This is a genomic window from Kribbella sp. CWNU-51, from assembly GCF_054073265.1.
This window is the reverse complement of record NZ_JBSXMZ010000051.1, coordinates 109,693-125,431: the sequence shown is the minus strand read 5'-3', so window position 1 is coordinate 125,431 and position 15,739 is coordinate 109,693. Positions and strand designations below refer to the sequence as shown.

General features: G+C 67.7%; 19 protein-coding genes and 3 tRNA genes. 9 read left to right on the top strand and 13 right to left on the bottom strand.

Going from position 1 to position 15,739, the window contains the following annotated elements:
* Window positions 1-20: 20 nt before the first annotated feature.
* The 3 genes from ACXC9Q_RS37740 to ACXC9Q_RS37730 all read right to left on the bottom strand — a co-directional run bounded on the left by ACXC9Q_RS37740 (window position 21) and on the right by ACXC9Q_RS37730 (window position 2,944).
* On the bottom strand, window positions 21-1,337 hold the full coding sequence (locus ACXC9Q_RS37740; protein WP_457061491.1) for a S41 family peptidase: 1,317 nt from the start codon (window positions 1,335-1,337) through the stop codon (window positions 21-23).
* Between the two features lie 78 nt (window positions 1,338-1,415).
* On the bottom strand, window positions 1,416-2,024 hold the full coding sequence (locus ACXC9Q_RS37735; RefSeq protein ID WP_457061489.1) for a class F sortase: 609 nt from the start codon (window positions 2,022-2,024) through the stop codon (window positions 1,416-1,418).
* A gap of 71 nt (window positions 2,025-2,095) precedes the next feature.
* Window positions 2,096-2,944 (bottom strand): DUF4397 domain-containing protein, encoded by an 849-nt coding sequence (locus ACXC9Q_RS37730; RefSeq protein ID WP_457061488.1) that lies wholly within the window; start codon window positions 2,942-2,944, stop codon window positions 2,096-2,098.
* A 269-nt stretch (window positions 2,945-3,213) separates the two neighbouring features.
* Here ACXC9Q_RS37730 and ACXC9Q_RS37725 point away from each other — a divergent pair, with 269 nt between their 5' ends.
* Window positions 3,214-3,930 carry a hypothetical protein gene (locus ACXC9Q_RS37725; RefSeq protein WP_457061487.1) on the top strand — a complete coding sequence of 239 codons (717 nt, stop codon included), beginning with the start codon at window positions 3,214-3,216 and terminating at the stop codon, window positions 3,928-3,930.
* A gap of 15 nt (window positions 3,931-3,945) precedes the next feature.
* On the top strand, window positions 3,946-5,442 hold the full coding sequence (locus ACXC9Q_RS37720; RefSeq protein WP_457061485.1) for an MFS transporter: 1,497 nt from the start codon (window positions 3,946-3,948) through the stop codon (window positions 5,440-5,442).
* Here the strand turns inward: ACXC9Q_RS37720 and ACXC9Q_RS37715 are convergent.
* Window positions 5,424-6,137 (bottom strand): DNA alkylation repair protein, encoded by a 714-nt coding sequence (locus tag ACXC9Q_RS37715; RefSeq protein ID WP_457061610.1) that lies wholly within the window; start codon window positions 6,135-6,137, stop codon window positions 5,424-5,426. The genes ACXC9Q_RS37720 and ACXC9Q_RS37715 overlap by 19 nt on opposite strands.
* Before the next feature lie 26 nt (window positions 6,138-6,163).
* Window positions 6,164-6,907 (bottom strand): SDR family oxidoreductase, encoded by a 744-nt coding sequence (locus ACXC9Q_RS37710; RefSeq protein ID WP_457061483.1) that lies wholly within the window; start codon window positions 6,905-6,907, stop codon window positions 6,164-6,166.
* A gap of 253 nt (window positions 6,908-7,160) precedes the next feature.
* On the opposite strand from ACXC9Q_RS37710, the gene ACXC9Q_RS37705 reads away from it, so the two are divergent.
* Together ACXC9Q_RS37705 and ACXC9Q_RS37700 are read left to right on the top strand one after the other, a co-directional pair.
* A complete protein-coding gene (locus ACXC9Q_RS37705) occupies window positions 7,161-7,511 on the top strand; it encodes an STAS domain-containing protein (RefSeq protein ID WP_457061481.1) in 351 nt (116 codons plus the stop codon).
* Window positions 7,512-7,555: 44 nt separating this feature from the next.
* On the top strand, window positions 7,556-8,284 hold the full coding sequence (locus ACXC9Q_RS37700; protein ID WP_457061479.1) for a polyprenol monophosphomannose synthase: 729 nt from the start codon (window positions 7,556-7,558) through the stop codon (window positions 8,282-8,284).
* Between the two features lie 13 nt (window positions 8,285-8,297).
* Here the strand turns inward: ACXC9Q_RS37700 and ACXC9Q_RS37695 are convergent, their stop codons facing one another.
* Window positions 8,298-8,648 carry a metallopeptidase family protein gene (locus ACXC9Q_RS37695; protein ID WP_457061477.1) on the bottom strand — a complete coding sequence of 117 codons (351 nt, stop codon included), beginning with the start codon at window positions 8,646-8,648 and terminating at the stop codon, window positions 8,298-8,300.
* Between the two features lie 438 nt (window positions 8,649-9,086).
* Here ACXC9Q_RS37695 and ACXC9Q_RS37690 point away from each other — a divergent pair.
* From ACXC9Q_RS37690 to ACXC9Q_RS37680, 3 genes are all read left to right on the top strand, one after another.
* Window positions 9,087-9,159: transfer RNA gene (locus ACXC9Q_RS37690), tRNA-Glu, on the top strand.
* A gap of 59 nt (window positions 9,160-9,218) precedes the next feature.
* Window positions 9,219-9,295: transfer RNA gene (locus tag ACXC9Q_RS37685), tRNA-Asp, on the top strand.
* A gap of 44 nt (window positions 9,296-9,339) precedes the next feature.
* A tRNA-Phe gene (locus ACXC9Q_RS37680) sits at window positions 9,340-9,412 on the top strand.
* A gap of 131 nt (window positions 9,413-9,543) precedes the next feature.
* Here ACXC9Q_RS37680 and ACXC9Q_RS37675 read toward each other — a convergent pair.
* From ACXC9Q_RS37675 to ACXC9Q_RS37665, 3 genes are all read right to left on the bottom strand, one after another.
* Entirely contained in the window at window positions 9,544-9,852 is a 309-nt protein-coding gene (locus ACXC9Q_RS37675) for a tyrosine-type recombinase/integrase (protein WP_457061475.1), read from the bottom strand.
* Window positions 9,853-10,043: 191 nt separating this feature from the next.
* Window positions 10,044-10,178 (bottom strand): hypothetical protein, encoded by a 135-nt coding sequence (locus ACXC9Q_RS37670; protein WP_457061473.1) that lies wholly within the window; start codon window positions 10,176-10,178, stop codon window positions 10,044-10,046.
* Window positions 10,175-11,044 carry an FUSC family protein gene (locus ACXC9Q_RS37665; RefSeq protein ID WP_457061471.1) on the bottom strand — a complete coding sequence of 290 codons (870 nt, stop codon included), beginning with the start codon at window positions 11,042-11,044 and terminating at the stop codon, window positions 10,175-10,177. Before ACXC9Q_RS37665 ends, ACXC9Q_RS37670 begins: the two co-directional genes overlap by 4 nt.
* 442 nt (window positions 11,045-11,486) lie before the next feature.
* Here ACXC9Q_RS37665 and ACXC9Q_RS37660 point away from each other — a divergent pair, with 442 nt between their 5' ends.
* Window positions 11,487-11,837 (top strand): hypothetical protein, encoded by a 351-nt coding sequence (locus ACXC9Q_RS37660; protein WP_457061469.1) that lies wholly within the window; start codon window positions 11,487-11,489, stop codon window positions 11,835-11,837.
* Window positions 11,838-11,891: 54 nt separating this feature from the next.
* Here the strand turns inward: ACXC9Q_RS37660 and ACXC9Q_RS37655 are convergent, their stop codons facing one another.
* The 4 genes from ACXC9Q_RS37655 to ACXC9Q_RS37640 all read right to left on the bottom strand — a co-directional run bounded on the left by ACXC9Q_RS37655 (window position 11,892) and on the right by ACXC9Q_RS37640 (window position 15,189).
* Window positions 11,892-12,410, bottom strand: coding sequence for a GNAT family N-acetyltransferase (locus ACXC9Q_RS37655; RefSeq protein WP_457061467.1), 519 nt, complete (start codon window positions 12,408-12,410; stop codon window positions 11,892-11,894).
* A gap of 361 nt (window positions 12,411-12,771) precedes the next feature.
* Window positions 12,772-13,491, bottom strand: a complete 720-nt coding sequence (locus ACXC9Q_RS37650) for a hypothetical protein (RefSeq protein ID WP_457061465.1) — start codon at window positions 13,489-13,491, stop codon at window positions 12,772-12,774.
* A gap of 133 nt (window positions 13,492-13,624) precedes the next feature.
* Window positions 13,625-14,314 (bottom strand): response regulator transcription factor, encoded by a 690-nt coding sequence (locus ACXC9Q_RS37645; RefSeq protein WP_457061463.1) that lies wholly within the window; start codon window positions 14,312-14,314, stop codon window positions 13,625-13,627.
* A 164-nt stretch (window positions 14,315-14,478) separates the two neighbouring features.
* Window positions 14,479-15,189: a prepilin peptidase gene (locus ACXC9Q_RS37640; RefSeq protein ID WP_457061461.1), complete on the bottom strand. Its 711-nt coding sequence runs from the start codon at window positions 15,187-15,189 to the stop codon at window positions 14,479-14,481.
* Window positions 15,190-15,492: 303 nt separating this feature from the next.
* Between ACXC9Q_RS37640 and ACXC9Q_RS37635 the strand changes: the two genes are divergently transcribed.
* On the top strand, window positions 15,493-15,678 hold the full coding sequence (locus tag ACXC9Q_RS37635) for a Flp family type IVb pilin (protein ID WP_457061459.1): 186 nt from the start codon (window positions 15,493-15,495) through the stop codon (window positions 15,676-15,678).
* Window positions 15,679-15,739 lie beyond the last annotated feature (61 nt).

Below are 15,739 nucleotides of genomic sequence, written 5' to 3'. Positions count from 1 at the left end.
GCCTACCGCTGCGGATCCGCTCAGGATTGCCGGCGCAGGTACTCGACGGCCGTGCTGAACGCGGAGTCCCGGCCGCCGTCCAGCTCGGCCGGCGTGAAGACCGGCCGCCGGATGTGCGGTGGGATCCCGGCGCCGTCGTACGACGTCCCGGCAGCCGTGCGGTACACCTCGTTCGGCAGGAAGAACGTCCAGCCGTTCGGCAACGTCCGGTCCATGGTGTCGGAGAAGACGCCCTGGGTGTTCTCGCCGATCCGGATCGGCCGCGGCGTGCGGTTCATCATCGCCATCGTGAACGTCTCGCCCGCGCTCAGCTGCGATCCACCGGTCAGGATCGCCATCGGCCCGGTGAACCTCGACTTCCCGGACGGTACGACGTACGCCGGTTGCGGCGCGGTGAACGACGACGGATCGGCCGGGTCGTTGCGGGTCCGCTTGGAATAGGCGAAGTACGGGCGCGCGGTCAACCGGGATGCCAGGTCGAGTCCGAGTTGATCCGAGCCGCCGCCGTTGAGGCGCAGGTCCAGGATCAGCTTGCGCGGTTTGGTCGCGAGGATCGTGTCCAGGGTCCGGTCGAGCACGGCTCGCTCCGGGTCGTAGTGCGGGATGTCGCCGTACCCGAGGAAGCCGATCACCCGGAGGTATCCGATCCCACCGGGGAGTTCGGCGTACCCGATCCGGTCGTTCGCGTACGACGTGTAGCGGGCGCCGCGCAACGTGGTGTGCTCGATATACGGGCGGATCACGTTCGTCTCGAGCTCCAAGGTGGGGAGCGTTGTCCCCGGCCGGACGCCGGCGAAGTCCCGGTCCGGAGTGCTGATGCCGGTGTGCGCGTCACCCAGCGGGCGGATCATCGCCGTGAGGACGTCGAACAGCGCCGCGTCGGAGGTCACCTGCGGCCGATACTTCGCGCGGACCGCGGTCCAGTCGATGCCCTTGGCCGCGAAGAACGGGTAGTTCTCCGCGAAGGTGGTCCAGAACTGATCGAAGGTAGCCAGCGGACCGGTTGCCCCCGGCATCGAACACAGGGCCGGCAGCTTCGGGACCCGGCGCAGGTGCCGCGCCCCGGTGAACGACTGCTCGCCGTCCGCGGCGAAGGTGTTGCCGTCCTGGGTGTACTCGGCGGCCGGCGTACAACTGATGCTCGTGGTCTGGTAGAGCTTCGCCTTACCGTTGTCAACAGCAACGATCGTGCCGTAGCCGTCCATCGCCCACACCCCGGTGGCGGATCCCGCGGCGGTAGCGGCGAGTGGAGCGGACAACGGAGCCGCCACCAGCCCGGCGGCGGCGCCGACACCGACCAGCAAGCGGCGCGCGGGGCGGAAAGTCGTCAGAGTCATGCCGCCAGCCTGGTCGGCGGCCGGCCTCACCGACAGGAGGCAATCACCCCAACCAGAGGTGGAGCTAACACCACCGTCCTACTTCGCCAGACCGAGCGACGTCGCCGTGACGACAAGGTTGTCCGCGTAGCCGCCCCGGGAGGCGTCGTACGGTCCGGTGCAGGTGATGAGAACCAGCCGGTGATCACCGGTCTGGGTGAAGGCGCCACTCTTGGTCGCGAGCGCGTCCTTCGGCACCGACACGATCGACTTCACCTTGTACGACGCCGTACGCCCCGAACCATTGAGTACGACGACCTCCCCTACCTGCACGCGCCGCAACCGCGCGAAGAAGCCGCGCCTCTCGGTCTTGGTGTCGACGTGACCGGCAAGGACCACCGAGCCGAACGGATCACCAGCCTCGGCCCCACCATCCCACCAGCCGACCCGCTGACCCTCCGCCGGTACCTGGAGCTGACCGTTGACGGTTGTTGCCGGAAGCACCGGTGCGCTCGCGGCGCCGGGCAGCACGACCTGTTCGGGGACGAAACGGATGCGCTGACTCGGGGCCGGTGTCCCGACCCGGCCAGGCGGCGCGGTCACCGGATCCGACGGCGTGGGGATCGTCGGGGTGATCTCGGAACTGAACCCTGGTACGGACGGCGGCGCCGGCGTTGAGGTACCGCCATCCGTACCCGGACTGGGCATGGCGCTGTCGTCCTGGCCGGAACAACCGGCCAGGACGACACCACACAGCACCGGCCCGATCAGCCACCGTTTCAGCGACGTACCACCTTTCGCGCGACCTTGCGGCCGACCACCCTGCGGGCCGTCACCACGGCCGCGAACAGTCCGGCCAGCAGCACCACGACCCAGAGGCCGGACTCGTTGGACGCGGCAGAGTTTCGCGCCTGGTCAAGCTCTGCCGCCTGTCCGCCGGTCCCGGTGTTCACCAGGTTCGGTGTGCCCGACCCCGAGGCCGGGAGCTTGATCGTGCCGACCGCGACCGTCATCGTCTTCTGACTTGGTGCGCCGATCGCGAATACCCGGGTCAGATAACCAGCCTTCGCCGGCAAATCCAACGGACCGAGAACAACAGGTGACGTCGCGCCGGTGGGCACGATCGCGACCTTGTACGTGGCCGCCGGAACGACTACGTCGAGTGATTCCCCGTTCGCGACATTGGAGAACAGCACCTTGCCGTTCACCAGGATGTCGGCCGGGCCGACCGCCGCGGTGTGCGCCACCCGGAGCGCGGCCTTGTCCTTCGGGACCGAGCCCAGCTTGTTCGCGTACGAGGTGATCACCGGCGCCCCCGTCGGCGAGGCCGGCTGGTGGATCACGACGTCCATGCTGGCCCCGGATCCAGCCGTCACCTGACGCTGGATGACCACCTTCCCGCCCTGCTTGGCAGTGATCATCCGCTTGCCCGCAGCAACCCCGAACGGCCCGACCAGCTGCGCCGCCTGGACGCCGGTCGCCACCGAGTGGCCGTCGATGCTGATGTCCAGGGTGCGCCCCGGCAGGCCCTGGACGATGTACAGGTTGGCGCCGGCCGCCCCCTGCGCCGGCGTCGCGAGCAGCGCCGGCGCGGCCGCGACGGTGACCGCCAGGCACAGCGGAATCACCCTTCGAAATACCGGACCACGAATTCTCGTTAGTACACGTTGCGATACTGACCGGAATTGCCCGGACACGCTCCGTCCCTGCATTTTTGCCCCCTCCGTAGCTCACGGAAAAATACGGCAGTAATTGCCGCACCCCACTAATTCGGGCGTATCGTAAGCCCCAGTCCGATCCGGCCGGAAGGGGTAACGGCCAGGTCCGTTTTGGGGGGCGGTGACTCATGTCGGGACGCACTGGTCCGGGTCGTGAGTTCCTCCCTTCGTCAACGGGGGTGGAGGACCTCACCCGCACCGCGGTGCGGGTGCTGGCGGCGGCCGCGCTGATGCTGGGGCTGAGCGCGACCGCCGCCTGCACGGACGGGGGCAGCGGCCCGGTCGCACCCAGCCCCGGCATCGACCGCGGCTCGGCCACGCCCACCCCGGAGGCCGGCGGCACGGTCAGCCCCGGTCCCGGTGTGACCAAGCCCGGCATCCGGCTGATCGCCGTACCGCGCAAGGACGGGTCCTTCGACATGACCGAGGACGTGATGTTGCCCGAGGCCATGAACATCCTGCAGCTCCAGGTGCCGTCGTCGGGCGAGCACCTGCCCGGGATGATGGCCAAGACGAGTCCGCAGGTGACGAACCTGAAGGTCCTCGCCGACGACCAGTCGGTGCCGGTCCAGAACACCACCGTGAACGGCTCGGCCGACCTGCCGTTGACGACGGCCGCCACCAGGGTCCGTCTGACGTACCGGCTGTCCGGCTCCGTGGTCCGCAGGACGGTGTCGAAACCGGAGCGGGCCGGCGCGGCGATCCGGCCGCTCACCGCGATCACCGAAGGGACCTTGCCGACCACCTTCTCCGTCACCAGTGGACTGCTCAATGCCGTCTGCCCACTGATGACCGACACCCGGTGCGCGGTCGGCGATCCCCCGAAGCTCGGAATCCTGCCCAACATCCCGGCCAGCAAAGCCCTCGTCGTACTGCAGTTGGATCTACCGCGCTGACCTTAGGCTGACCCCATGAGCGATGACTGGATCGCGTTGGGGACTAGCCGGGGGCGGTGGGTGCTCGCGGCGACAGCGCTGGGGTCGGGCATGGCGTTCCTGGACGGCACGGTGGTGAACGTCGCTCTGCCGGCGATGGGCGAGGACTTCAACGCGGGCATGGCCGGCCTGCAGTGGATCGTTAACGGCTACATGCTGATGCTGGCCGCCCTGATCCTGCTCAGCGGTTCCCTCGGCGACCGGCTCGGCCGGCGGCGGGTGTTCGTCATCGGGGTGATCTGGTTCGCGGTGGCCTCGATGCTGTGCGCGGCGGCGCCGACCCTCGAGGTGATGATCGCGGGCCGGGTCCTCCAGGGCATGGGCGGCGCGCTGCTCACCCCGGGCAGCCTGGCCATCCTGCAGACGTCGTTCCAGCGCTCCGACCGCGCCAAGGCGGTCGGCATCTGGTCCGGCCTCACCTCGGTCGCCGCGGCGGTCGGCCCGTTCGTCGGCGGCAGCCTGGTCGACAGCGGCTCGTGGCGGCTGATCTTCGTGCTGAACGCGCCGATCGCACTGGTGACCGTCCTCGTCACTCTCCGGCACGTGCCCGAGACCCGCGACGAGACAGCGACCGGCAAGCTCGACATCAATGGCGCGATCCTGGTGACGATCGGTCTGGCCGGTCTCACCTTCGGCCTGATCGGCGCGGGCGATGACGGGTTCCGTTCCGCGCGCGTCTTGATCAGCCTGGCGATCGGCGTACTCGCGCTGGTGGCCTTCGTCGAGGTCGAGCGCCGCAGTTCGCACCCGATGCTGCCACCCGGCATCTTCGCCAACCGCCGCTTCACCGGCGCGAACCTAGTCACAGTCGCCGTGTACGGCGCACTCGGCACCTCGACCTTCCTCCTGGTCGTGTACCTGCAGACCGTCCTCGGGTACTCCGCTCTCTGGGCCGGCGCGTCCCTGTTGCCGATGACCCTGCTGATGCTCGGCCTGAGCGGGTACGCCGGTGGTCTGTCCGAGCGGATCGGCGCCCGGATCCCGATGACGGTCGGACCGCTGCTGATGTCGGCCGGATTCCTGCTGATGCTGCGGATCAAACCGGGCTCCAACTACTTCACCGACGTACTGCCGGCCGTCGTCGTCCTCGGACTTGGCCTGGTATCGACGGTGGCGCCGCTGACCGCCACTGTGCTGTCGTCGGTCGACGACCACCACGCCGGGATCGCGTCAGGGGTGAACAACGCGGTCGCGCGGTCGGCGCAACTGATGGCGGTCGCCGCGATCCCGATGGCGGCTGGGATCACCGGCGACAGCTACCGCGATCCCCTGGCCTTCGAGAACGGATTCGACAACGCGCTGTGGATCACAGCAGTGCTGGCCGTAGGCGGCGCTGCGATCGCCTGGTTCAGCCTCGCCGAGCCCAAGACGAGGCCGCGCAAGACCTGGGGCCTCGTCCACCACCACACCACCTGCGCCCTCGAAGCCCCGCCCTACGCCGACCCCCAGCTGAATCAGCGCAGCGCGAGGTAGTGCTTGCGTACGGCGGGATCGAGCCGCTCGATCGCGTAGCGGAGCATGGTGCGGGGCATCTGCGTCGCGTGCTGGTCGAGGAACGCCAGCAACTCCTCCTCCGAGACTCGCTTCCCGGCTTCGCGCAGCATCCAGCCGGACGCCTTGTGGATCAGGTCCTCCCGATCGCCGAGCACCTCGGCCGCCAGCGCGTAGGTGTCCGCGGTCTGACCGACCCCGATCAGGAACTGCGTCGCGATCAGCGCGATCCGGCGCTCCCACAGTGATGCCGAGCGCACCAGTGTGTAGAGGACGTCCCGGGGCTTGTCGACCACGTAGCCGCCGACGACCTGCGGAGCACTGCAGTCGACCAGGTCCCAGTTGTCGACGTACGCCGTACTGCGGAGATAGAGCTCGTGGATCGCGGTGAGTTCGGCCGGGTTCGCCGTACGCGGCTTGAGACTGCGGGACGCGCGATCGGCGAGCAGGCAGAGGATCGTCAGCCGGTGCTCGTGAACCGCGCTGGTCAACGCTTGCTCGAGCTCGGGCAGCGGGAGGTCGGCGCGCAAGTACGGCTTGAGGATGCCGCGGATGGTCGACAGCTTCACCCCGATCATCCGGTCGCCGTGGCCGTAACCACCCGGCTGCAGCTGGAAGTACCGCGACAGCACCTCGGCCACCGCCGGGTCGGCCGCGGCGTCGACCTCGGCGAGCAGGTCCTTCGTCGTCAGGTCCTTCGTGGTCAGATCAGCAACCCTCCGCTGGCCTGGATGTTCTGCCCGGTGAGCCAGCGACTGTCGGGTCCGGCCAGGAAAGCGACCACGTCGGCGATCTCGGCGGGCTGGCCGAGGCGGCCGAGGGCGGTGATTCCGGCCAGCTTCGCCTCGGCTTCCGGCGGGTTGGCTCCGTGGAACATGTCGGTGCTGGTCGCGCCCGGCGACACCGTGTTGACGGTGATCCCGCGGGAGCCGTACTCGCGCGCGGCGACCTTCACGAACTGCTCCAGCGCACCCTTGCCGGCGGCGTACAGGGAGATGCCCGGCCCTGGGAGGGCCGTGTTGACCGTGGAGATCGCGATGATCCGGCCGCCGTCCGGGAGACTGCGGCCGGCGCGCTGGAGAGCGAAGTACGGTCCCTTGACGTTGGCCGCGAACGTTGCGTCGAAGTCGTCCTCGGTGACGTCAGCGATCAGCTGGACCGACGCCTGGGCCGCGTTGCAGACGAAGATGTCGAGGGTGCCGGTCGGCTCGGCCGCGCGGTCGAACAGCTCGTCGACAGCGGTCAGGTCGGCCTGGTCGGCCTGGATCGCGATCGCCTCACCGCCGGCCGCTTTCACCTCGGCGACCACATCCGCGGCCGCGGCCTCGCTGCTCGCATAGGTGAAGGTGACCACGGCACCGTCGGCGGCCAAGCGCCGTACGATCGCGGCGCCGATGCCGCGCGAGCCGCCGGTGACGAGTGCTGCCTTGCCTTCGAGTACGCCCATTGCTCTTGTTTATCACCGCGAGTGGGTCTTTCGTTTGTTTGATTCTTCGAAACGCTTGCCTACCAATTGGCAGCGCTTACAGCGGTCAGGTCACGCTCCGAGGTCATCCGCACGAGAACCGTTGTGACGCCCGCGCGTTGGGGCATACGGTGAGAGCAGGGCAGTTCCGTTCCGCCAGGACCGACCGGTGGTCATGGTGCTGCCCGGGGGAGAGACCGGCGTGACAAGCCACCGAGACCCGCGGGATGGCGAGATGATCAGAACCACGTTCGACGCTGAGACCCAGGAACTCGAACCCGGCGTCCTGCTGGTCCGGCTGTCCGGTGAGATCGACATCGCCACCACCGAGTTCGCGTCCGAGTCGATCCGCGCCGCGGTGGCGCCGCCGGCCCGGCTGGTCCTGATCGACGTCTCCGCCGTCACCTTCTGCAGTTCCGCCGGTCTCGGCAACCTGGTCGAGGCCCGCAACCTGGCCGGCGAGCACAACATCACCCTGGCCCTGGTCGGCGTCGGCCGGCCGATCGACCGGCCGCTCGAGGTCACCGGTCTCGGCGCCCAGTTCCGGATCTTCGCCACGGTCCCGGAGGCGCTGGCGCAGCTCTGATCGTCGGATGCGGTAGTTTTCCTTGTCTCCGACAAAGGAAAGTCATGGGTGAGCTGACCAAGATCGTGGTCGTCGTGCCGACCTACAACGAGCGGGAGAACCTGCCCGTGCTGGCCGGACTGCTGGCCGACCTCAACCTGCCCGGCCTGGAGATGCTCGTCGTCGACGACAACTCCCCCGACGGCACCGGTGACATCGCCGACGAGCTGGCGAAGGAGTCGCCGGAGCGGGTCGGCGTATTGCACCGGACGGTGAAGGACGGTCTCGGCCGCGCGTACATCGCCGGGATCACCCGTGCCCTGGACGAAGGCGCCGACATCGTCATCCAGATGGACGCCGACCTGTCTCACCCGGCCTCGGTGATCCCGACCATGGTGGAGACCCTGCGGACGACGGACGCCGGCGTGGTGATCGGGTCCCGGTACGTCGACGGCGGCGAGGCGGCGGCCGAGTGGGGCTGGCACCGGCGGGCGCTGTCCGCGTGGGCCAACTTCTACGTGAACGCGATCCTGCGGTTGCATGTGAAGGACGCCACGGCCGGGTTCAAGGCCTGGAAGGCGGACACGCTGCGGTGGATCGACGTGGGCACGATCGAGAGCAACGGGTACTCGTTCCAGGTCGAGATGAACTACCGGACGGTCAAGCGCGGCCTGCGCATCGCGGAGGTTCCGATCCGCTTCGAGGAGCGGACCGTGGGTGCGTCGAAGATGACCCTGAAGGTGCAGCTCGAGTCGGCCCTGATGCCGTGGAAGCTGCTGTTCTCGCGCTCCTAGGTCCTTTTGTGGTTCAGCCGTAGCCCAGCTCGTGGAGGCGGGCGTCGTCGATGCCGAAGTGGTGCGCGATCTCGTGCACCACCGTGATGTTCACCTCGTCGACGACGTCCTCGACCGTGGCGCACATCCGCAGGGTCGGGTTGCGGTAGATGGTGATCCGGTCCGGCAGCACGCCGCCGTAGTAATGCCCGCGCTCGGTCAGCGGGATGCCTTCGTAGATCCCGAGCAGCTCCCGATCCCCGGCCGGCGGCTCGTCCTCGACGAAGATCGCCACGTTGTCGATCAGCGCCGCCAGCTCACCCGGCACCTCGTCCAGCGCCTCCGACACCAGCACCTCGAAGTCGGCCCGACTCATCTCGATCACGCTGCCAGCGTAGTTACCCAAAGCCAGCCCTGACGCGACGCTTGCGCCCATCTCGTCTGCCCGCCAAGCGCCTCCTGCAGCCGCCCATCCGGCGCGTGATCGTCCGCTCGCTGACCCCGACCTCGCGGGCGATAGACACGACCGTCAGCCCCGCACTCAGGTAGGTCAGCAGCCGCTTCGTGTCCAGGCTCGGACCGGCAGTCTCCACCGGTTCTACCCGCAGCTGATCGCCCCTGACGCGACCGCCCTCGCGACCAGTTGATCCCCTTCGCGACCACGTGATCCACCGACGCGACCCACCCTGGTCCCCCCTCCAGGGCGCCGTACGCCGACTGTCGCCGAGGCGTACGGCGCCCGTCCCGGAACCCGTTTTGGCTGCGGGCGTGGTCTCCTCTATGCTTACGGCTGTCCCTGGAGCTTCGGCTCCCGCGGGTCCGAGTCCCCATCGTCTAGTGGCCTAGGACGCTGCCCTTTCAAGGCGGTAACGCGGGTTCGAATCCCGTTGGGGATACGGTCGAAAGACCGGTGTCAGAAGCACCTCGAAGATGCTGTAGGATCATCGAGTCATCTGGCCCAGTGGCGCAGTTGGTTAGCGTGCCGCCCTGTCACGGCGGAGGTCGCGGGTTCGAGTCCCGTCTGGGTCGCCAGGAGAAGGCGGCGGTGTAAACACACCGCCGCCGAACTTTCTCCCGGTCAGGTAGCTCAGCTGGTAGAGCGTCCGCCTGAAAAGCGGAAGGTCGGCGGTTCGAGACCGCCCCTGACCACACCTCTCACCTGCGGTTTCTTCGCCGCACTCCATCGCCAGCGGGGCAATCTGTAGCAACCGGTGCAGCAGTAGGCGGTTTCTGAGTGCCGTTCTCGATCAGCCGCTCTCCCAATACCGAGAGGGATAGAGCTAGCGGAGACGTTCTCCCAGCTTCTCCAGCGCGGCGCGCTTCTCCTCCAGCGATGCGTGCGCGTAGCTCGTCATTGTCACGTCGATGTTCGCGTGCCCCACGATGTCCCGGACGATGTGCGGAGGGACCTTCAGGCGCAGCAACAGCGACACGCAGCTGTGCCGAAGATCGAGAAGTCGGACGTTGCCGAGATCGGCCTTGTCCCGGAGCGGGTACCAACTGCGTCGGAGGTTGTCGGGCTCGATCGCGGTGCCGTGTGATGTTGTGAAGAGGCACCCGGTGTCCTCCCATTGGTCGCCGGCCGCCACCTGCGGACATTGCTGGTCGCGGTCGGGTGGAGCCGCCTGTCGGAATCGAACCGACGTCCTTCTCATTACGCGCGTGTCACGTGCGTTGCTCTCGGGGTTCAAGGCCTGCGCTAGCTTCAGGTTCACAGATTGCTGCTGGTGGCGACCGTTGGCGGCTGGTGGCTTTCGGGGGGACGCCCGTACTGCGTGGATTACGATCCAGCAGCCGCTGACGGGCTATGGGTCTGTTGGTAGTGCGACCACGTAAGAGTGATCCCCGAGGCGAGCAGGATGAGCGCGGACCCGATCAGGGTGAACTCGAGCCGCTGCTTATCGGTGGTGGTCACATCGGCGATGCTGGTCGAGGTGAACAGGACGACCGTGGGGTAATGAAGATCGAGTACAGAACGTAGGAGTGCGGGCCGAGCATGATCACCACTGTGATCACGAGTAGGACTAGGCCGATAGCGAGCAACTCGACTTCGGAACTGCTGACTGATGCCACGATCGCGGCAATCACGACCCCGGCGACCGTTCCGGCGACCCGGCCCAGTGTCCGTTTCAAGTGAGTGTCGGCGCCGAATTGGGTCACCACCAGCAGCGTCAACACCAGCCAGGCGCCATTGGACCCGGGCCACCAGATCAGTACCCCCAGGGTGCTCGCCGTACACAGCACGGTGATCGTGGTTGTGTAGACCAGGGTGTCGGCCCGGGACCACGGTTCCGGGCGCGGCGGCATCTTCTGCTTCCGCAGCAGAGGCGGGAAAACCAGCGCCGCCCATAGCGCCCCGCCGCCCAGGAACAACATGTTCCACAGCAGGTAGGAGGTACTGGTCCGGTCCACCGTCTGTCCGCTCCACGGCGGCGGGGTGATGATCATGAACGCGAGGTACATCGGGATCAGCAGCATCCCCCGGTGCAGCCCCTGGGCAGCGCTCAGTCCCACCCCGAAGCACATGATCGCCATCAGCCCGGCGCCCGCCACCGGGACCGCCCCGGACACGATCGCGACCGGGGTCAGCGCCGTCAGCAACCCGACACTGAGATAAGCGATCGCCCGGCCGCCGATCATCAGGTTCGTCAGGGCGACGACACCGCCCAGCGGCGCCCACGACGATGCCGTGACCTGGCCGCTGATCGCAGCGAACACCGCGAACGGCACGCTCAGAATCACGATCGCCGCGACAGCGACAACAGTCCGGCGGGCCAGCACCTGAGACAGTCGTGGACGAGCACCCTCAACTGATTCTGCAGGCCCAGCCACAATCCCTCCAAGCGGGCAGACCAAACCGCCCAGCCCATCCTCATCAAACACCCATCACGACCAGCCGTGAATTCGCACCGGTGGCAATGACCGCAACCGAGACCGCAACACCCAGCTCCAGCGACCGCCAGGACCCGACGGAGAGACCTGCTGGGCAACGGTCATGCCCGGTAGCCCGGGAACCGCTGTCGAACTGAGAAGCGGAAGGTCGGCGGTTCGAGAGCAGAAACCCATCAGATCAAGACACCTACTGCGCTGTACACTGACCGGCGCTTAAATGCGCCTATCAGGGATCGATCGGGGTTACGGGGGACAGGGATGCCGACTAGCGAGTGGACCATGGCCAACGATGGATATGGCCCGCCTCGGCGGGCCCAGGCGGAAGATTCTCATGATCATTGCCTTGGGTGTGCTGGCGTTGTTCGGTGTCTTCGCGGTGCTCCACTCGATCGGTGTGCCAGGAGTGGATAGTCCGTCCCTTGACAGGAAGAGCTACCGCACGAACGTCGATTGCCAAGTGAACACAGTCGGATCGCAGGGCACGGTCACGATCACCGGCACGATTTCAGGCGACGCGACGAACTACTCAGTTACCGTCGACGTCTTGGATGCAGCCTCTCACCAGAGGATCGGCGGTCAGACCTTCGAGGTTCGCGGCACGACCACATTCGGAGGAACCACCCCGGCGCAAGCTCCCATTGGATCGGCCGGCATTGAATGCAAGATCGCCAAAGTGGCCTAGGTGTACTGACCAGGGAGGTTGGTTAGGCGGGAGATGCCGCGAGCCACGTTCGTGTCAGGGGCTGGGGCGGTCGAAGATGAGCTCCAGGCCGTCCTCCTCATCCCACTGTTCGCCGTTCTCGACGAAGCCGAAGCCGGCGATGGTGGCCAGCGATGCCTGGTTGGTGGGGCTGATGGTGGCCCGCACGGTCCGTACTGCGGGTTCGGCCGCCGCACGCTCCAGGAGCGCGGTCACGATCGCCTTGGCGAAACCCTGTCGCCGGTACGGCGGGTCGACGGTGTAGCCGATCTCCACCATGCCGGCCTCGTCCGGTGGACCGTGGAAACCGGCATAGCCGACCACGATCCCGTCGGCCACGACGAGCTTGACGAGCCACCCGAAGGTGCTGGGATCCCGGGTCAGCTGATCGAGGCGGTACTGCCAGAGCCACTTGGCCCGGTCAGTGAGGAACTCGTCGCCGAGTGGGAAGCCGAGCTCGGTCTCTGCCGCGGAACGGTCGTCGGCCAGTAACGCGCTCAGCGCGGTACTGGTCATCTCGACGAAGCGAACCGCTCGGGGGGAAGTAGTAGTCATCGCACTCATCCTCGGCCCCGGCGGCCCGCCAGGCGAACCATTAACCCACCAGTGCCACGGCGTACCTGGTCGCGTCGACCCCGGCGCGGCGATCGGTACGCCGGCGGGACTGACCGAAGGTGAGTTCTGTCGGGTCGCGGTGTTCGACGACCCACGAGTGGAGTGGGCGGACGACTCTCGCGCATGACGCCTGACGCGATTGTCCCAGCGGCCTACACGGTGCGGCCGAGTGGCTCCAGGGCAATCCGGTCCGTGGCCATGCCAACTATGTGCGTAGATCGTCGTCGTCAAGTGCGCGTCGGCGTGCTTCGCGACCGGTTGTGGAGGCCGGCCGGGCTGTGTATGACCGTCGGCTGGGGCGTCAGTCGCTGGTGACGGGCGGGGGCGTGCGGGCCGCCTCCGGGGCCGGTGCGCCCTGCGCCGGGACGGACGGCGCCGGCGGTGTCTGCCGCGCCGCGCGCAGCACCCCGATGACGGCGCCGAAGAGCCACAGCACGAAGGCCACGGACGCGATGCCCCCGCTCCAGAAGCCGGACAGGCACAGTACGACGACGGCGTAGGACACCCAGACGGCCCACGTCGGCAGGACGCCCGCCTGCTGGGCGATCCGCGTCGTCACGGCAACCAGCACGCCGCAGCCGATCAGCCCGGTGAGCCCGAGGACCTGCCCCGCCATGCCGAGCGCGCGGACGGTGTCCGGGTCGGCGGTGAACTCGTCCGACCATGCCGCGAACGCGCTCGACACATCGAGTGAGACACCGGTGATCGTCAACCCACCGAACAGCGCCGCGGCCGGCACGATCGCGTGCGCGAGCGGGTCGCCGCCGGACAGTCGGTCCAGCACTTGCCGCAGACCGGTGGCGAACCAGAGCAGCAGCGCGACCCCCGCAGCGAGCACGGGCGGCGCGAAGCCGGCTGCGGCCTGCCGCGCGTCGTCGTTGAGCCTCTCGAGGATGGCGGCGTCCGACATGCCTGGGTTGTCGACGCCGACCAGGTAGCCCAGCGCCACCCCTGCGACGAGCAGCACAATCGAAGCGGCGCCCGCCCATCCTGCGCGCTGAAGAGCTCGTGACTCGTCCATGCCGCCTCCCACGATCGCGGCCACGGGTGGGGCGGGGTGTGTGCAGGCACCAGGATCCGGCCCGCGGCGGCGCGAAGTAGCGCCAGTCCGAGTGTGCGCGCGTACCCTGCCGCCAGCAAGAGGCCCCGATGGCCTAGGCCGAGGCGGGGAGCTTCGGCGTGATCAGGCCCAGTCCGAGGGCGATCATGATCGCGTTCGCGCGATTGACGGCGCCCAGCTTCTCGTACACGCGGGAAACATAGGTCTTGGCCGTCGAGAGACTGACGAACATCGCGCCGGCGATCTCAGGCACAGAACGACCCGTGGCCAGGAGGGACAGGACCTCTTGCTCGCGCGGACTGAGCGCCAGACCCACCGGCACCCGATCACTGACAGACTGCCCACCGGTGGGCACGCCGGCGCCGCGACGAGCCAACGCGTGCATCAGGCCGGTCGCGGTGAAGGAAGCGGCCGCCACGGCGGCGTGCCGGATCGCGCAGAGGACTTCGGTGTTCGGGGCGGTCTTGTCGACGAAGGCGGAGACGCCGGTCTCGAGAGCCCTGAACAGTACGTCGTCCTCCGCCTGCGCCGTGAGTACGACGATGCCGAGCTCGACGTACCGGTCACGGAGTTCACGGGCGAGTTGGAGACCATCCGCGTCAGGCAAAGCGACATCCAGGACGACGACGTCCGGCCGGCTGGTCTCGACCAGGAGCGGCGCCTCCGCGGCGAGGCCGCATTCGCCGACGACGGTGATGTCGGCGTCGATGCTGACGAGCCTCATCAGTCCGTACCGGGTCAGTGTGTGGCCGTCGATGACAACGACTTTGATCGAGCTCTGCATTGCGGGCCCCCGCCGGACTCTTCTGTGGCCCCCAGCCGGAGATGAATAGATGTCACTTTCTGGTCCGTTGATCGGCAATCGCCTACAACCCGTTACGGGATTCGGATGGGTGTTTTTTGCCGTAACAATGGGACAATTGGTGACAAAGTTCCGGACTCCACTGGTCACGCGGTGGCGAGGATGGCCACCAGTGCGCCGCCGAGCATGAACGGGCCGAAGCTGATGCTGTGCTGGAGCGTGATCCGGCGTGCGATCAGCAGCACGAGGCTCACGACACCCATCAGGACGAAGCCCAGGGACGCCCCGACGAGCAGAGTCGGCCAGCCCAGCCAGCCGAGCGCGATGCCGATTCCGCCGGCGAGCTTGACGTCCCCGCCACCGAGCTGCCCCCGGCTCAACACCGCCAGCACAAAGTAACCGCCACCGAGCACGAGCCCGCCCAGCAGTGCGCGCAGCAGGTACGACGGATGCCCGTCGACCGCCGTCGCGAGTCCGAACAGCGCAATCAGACCCGGGTACAGCAGCAGAGTCAACCGGTTGGGTAACCGCTGGACCGCGATGTCGATGGCGGCCAACGCGACCCCCAGCGCGCCGATGAAGGCGAACGGGGCCGCATCCGGAAGACCGGCGAACCGCCACAGCAGCAGGGCAACCACCGCAGCGGTGACCAGCTCGAGGACGAACGGAACGCCGAACCAGCCACGACACTGCGTACACCGGATCGCGAAACGTCCGCCCACCTCTGTCCCGCAGCGCGCGCAGCTGGTAGGGGCGGGCTCGCCGGAAGCCACCGACAGCCGGAAGACCGTGCTGCGCAGCAGCAGTCCGGCAACGAAGCCAATGATGCCTCCGGCAACTGTCCACGCGATGTCCATGCCGGCCAAGGTACGGCGCACCTGACGCGCGAAGGAACCACGTCACCGCAGAACCGTCCGACCGGAGCCGCGAAGTCGGCTGACCGGCCGACGGTGTCAGCCGAACGACCGACAGACCTGTCATCCCCCTGTCGACCGGTCGGCGGTGGTCTCCCCCGTTGTCGGTCGATCGTCCTTCGCTGTCTGGCCGGTTGACCGATGCCGGGCCAGGCCGGCGATCCCCCACTGTTTCGGTACCGATCGGCAGGTCGCCGTTCGCTCAACGGGTGGGTCCCGCACCCGCCGCCAACTGAAGGAGTTCCCATGATCAACAACCTGCTCACCTACGTGCAGACCGCCGTCCAGCAGACGCGTCGCGACGAGCGCGGCGCGACCATGATCGAGTACGGCCTGATGGTGGCGCTGATCGCCATGATCGTGGTTCCCGCGCTGCTGATCCTGGGCCCGGCCATTGTCACGCTGTTCACCAACGTCGCCGGCAACCTCTAACCGATCGAGCGATCTGCCGATCCACTCCGTTCGATGGCAGGGGTGGTGGGGGCCGGCCGGA

What these genes read in the sequence shown, in the direction of transcription:
- ACXC9Q_RS37740 (WP_457061491.1), bottom strand. Translation starts at nt 1,337, where the DNA reads ATGACTCTGACGACTTTCCGCCCCGCGCGCCGCTTGCTGGTCGGTGTC.
- ACXC9Q_RS37735 (WP_457061489.1), bottom strand. Translation starts at nt 2,024, where the DNA reads ATGCCCAGTCCGGGTACGGATGGCGGTACCTCAACGCCGGCGCCGCCG.
- ACXC9Q_RS37720 (WP_457061485.1), top strand. Translation starts at nt 3,946, where the DNA reads ATGAGCGATGACTGGATCGCGTTGGGGACTAGCCGGGGGCGGTGGGTG.
- ACXC9Q_RS37710 (WP_457061483.1), bottom strand. Translation starts at nt 6,907, where the DNA reads ATGGGCGTACTCGAAGGCAAGGCAGCACTCGTCACCGGCGGCTCGCGC.
- ACXC9Q_RS37705 (WP_457061481.1), top strand. Translation starts at nt 7,161, where the DNA reads ATGATCAGAACCACGTTCGACGCTGAGACCCAGGAACTCGAACCCGGC.
- ACXC9Q_RS37700 (WP_457061479.1), top strand. Translation starts at nt 7,556, where the DNA reads ATGGGTGAGCTGACCAAGATCGTGGTCGTCGTGCCGACCTACAACGAG.
- ACXC9Q_RS37660 (WP_457061469.1), top strand. Translation starts at nt 11,487, where the DNA reads ATGATCATTGCCTTGGGTGTGCTGGCGTTGTTCGGTGTCTTCGCGGTG.
- ACXC9Q_RS37655 (WP_457061467.1), bottom strand. Translation starts at nt 12,410, where the DNA reads ATGACTACTACTTCCCCCCGAGCGGTTCGCTTCGTCGAGATGACCAGT.
- ACXC9Q_RS37650 (WP_457061465.1), bottom strand. Translation starts at nt 13,491, where the DNA reads ATGGACGAGTCACGAGCTCTTCAGCGCGCAGGATGGGCGGGCGCCGCT.
- ACXC9Q_RS37645 (WP_457061463.1), bottom strand. Translation starts at nt 14,314, where the DNA reads ATGCAGAGCTCGATCAAAGTCGTTGTCATCGACGGCCACACACTGACC.
- ACXC9Q_RS37640 (WP_457061461.1), bottom strand. Translation starts at nt 15,189, where the DNA reads ATGGACATCGCGTGGACAGTTGCCGGAGGCATCATTGGCTTCGTTGCC.
- ACXC9Q_RS37635 (WP_457061459.1), top strand. Translation starts at nt 15,493, where the DNA reads ATGATCAACAACCTGCTCACCTACGTGCAGACCGCCGTCCAGCAGACG.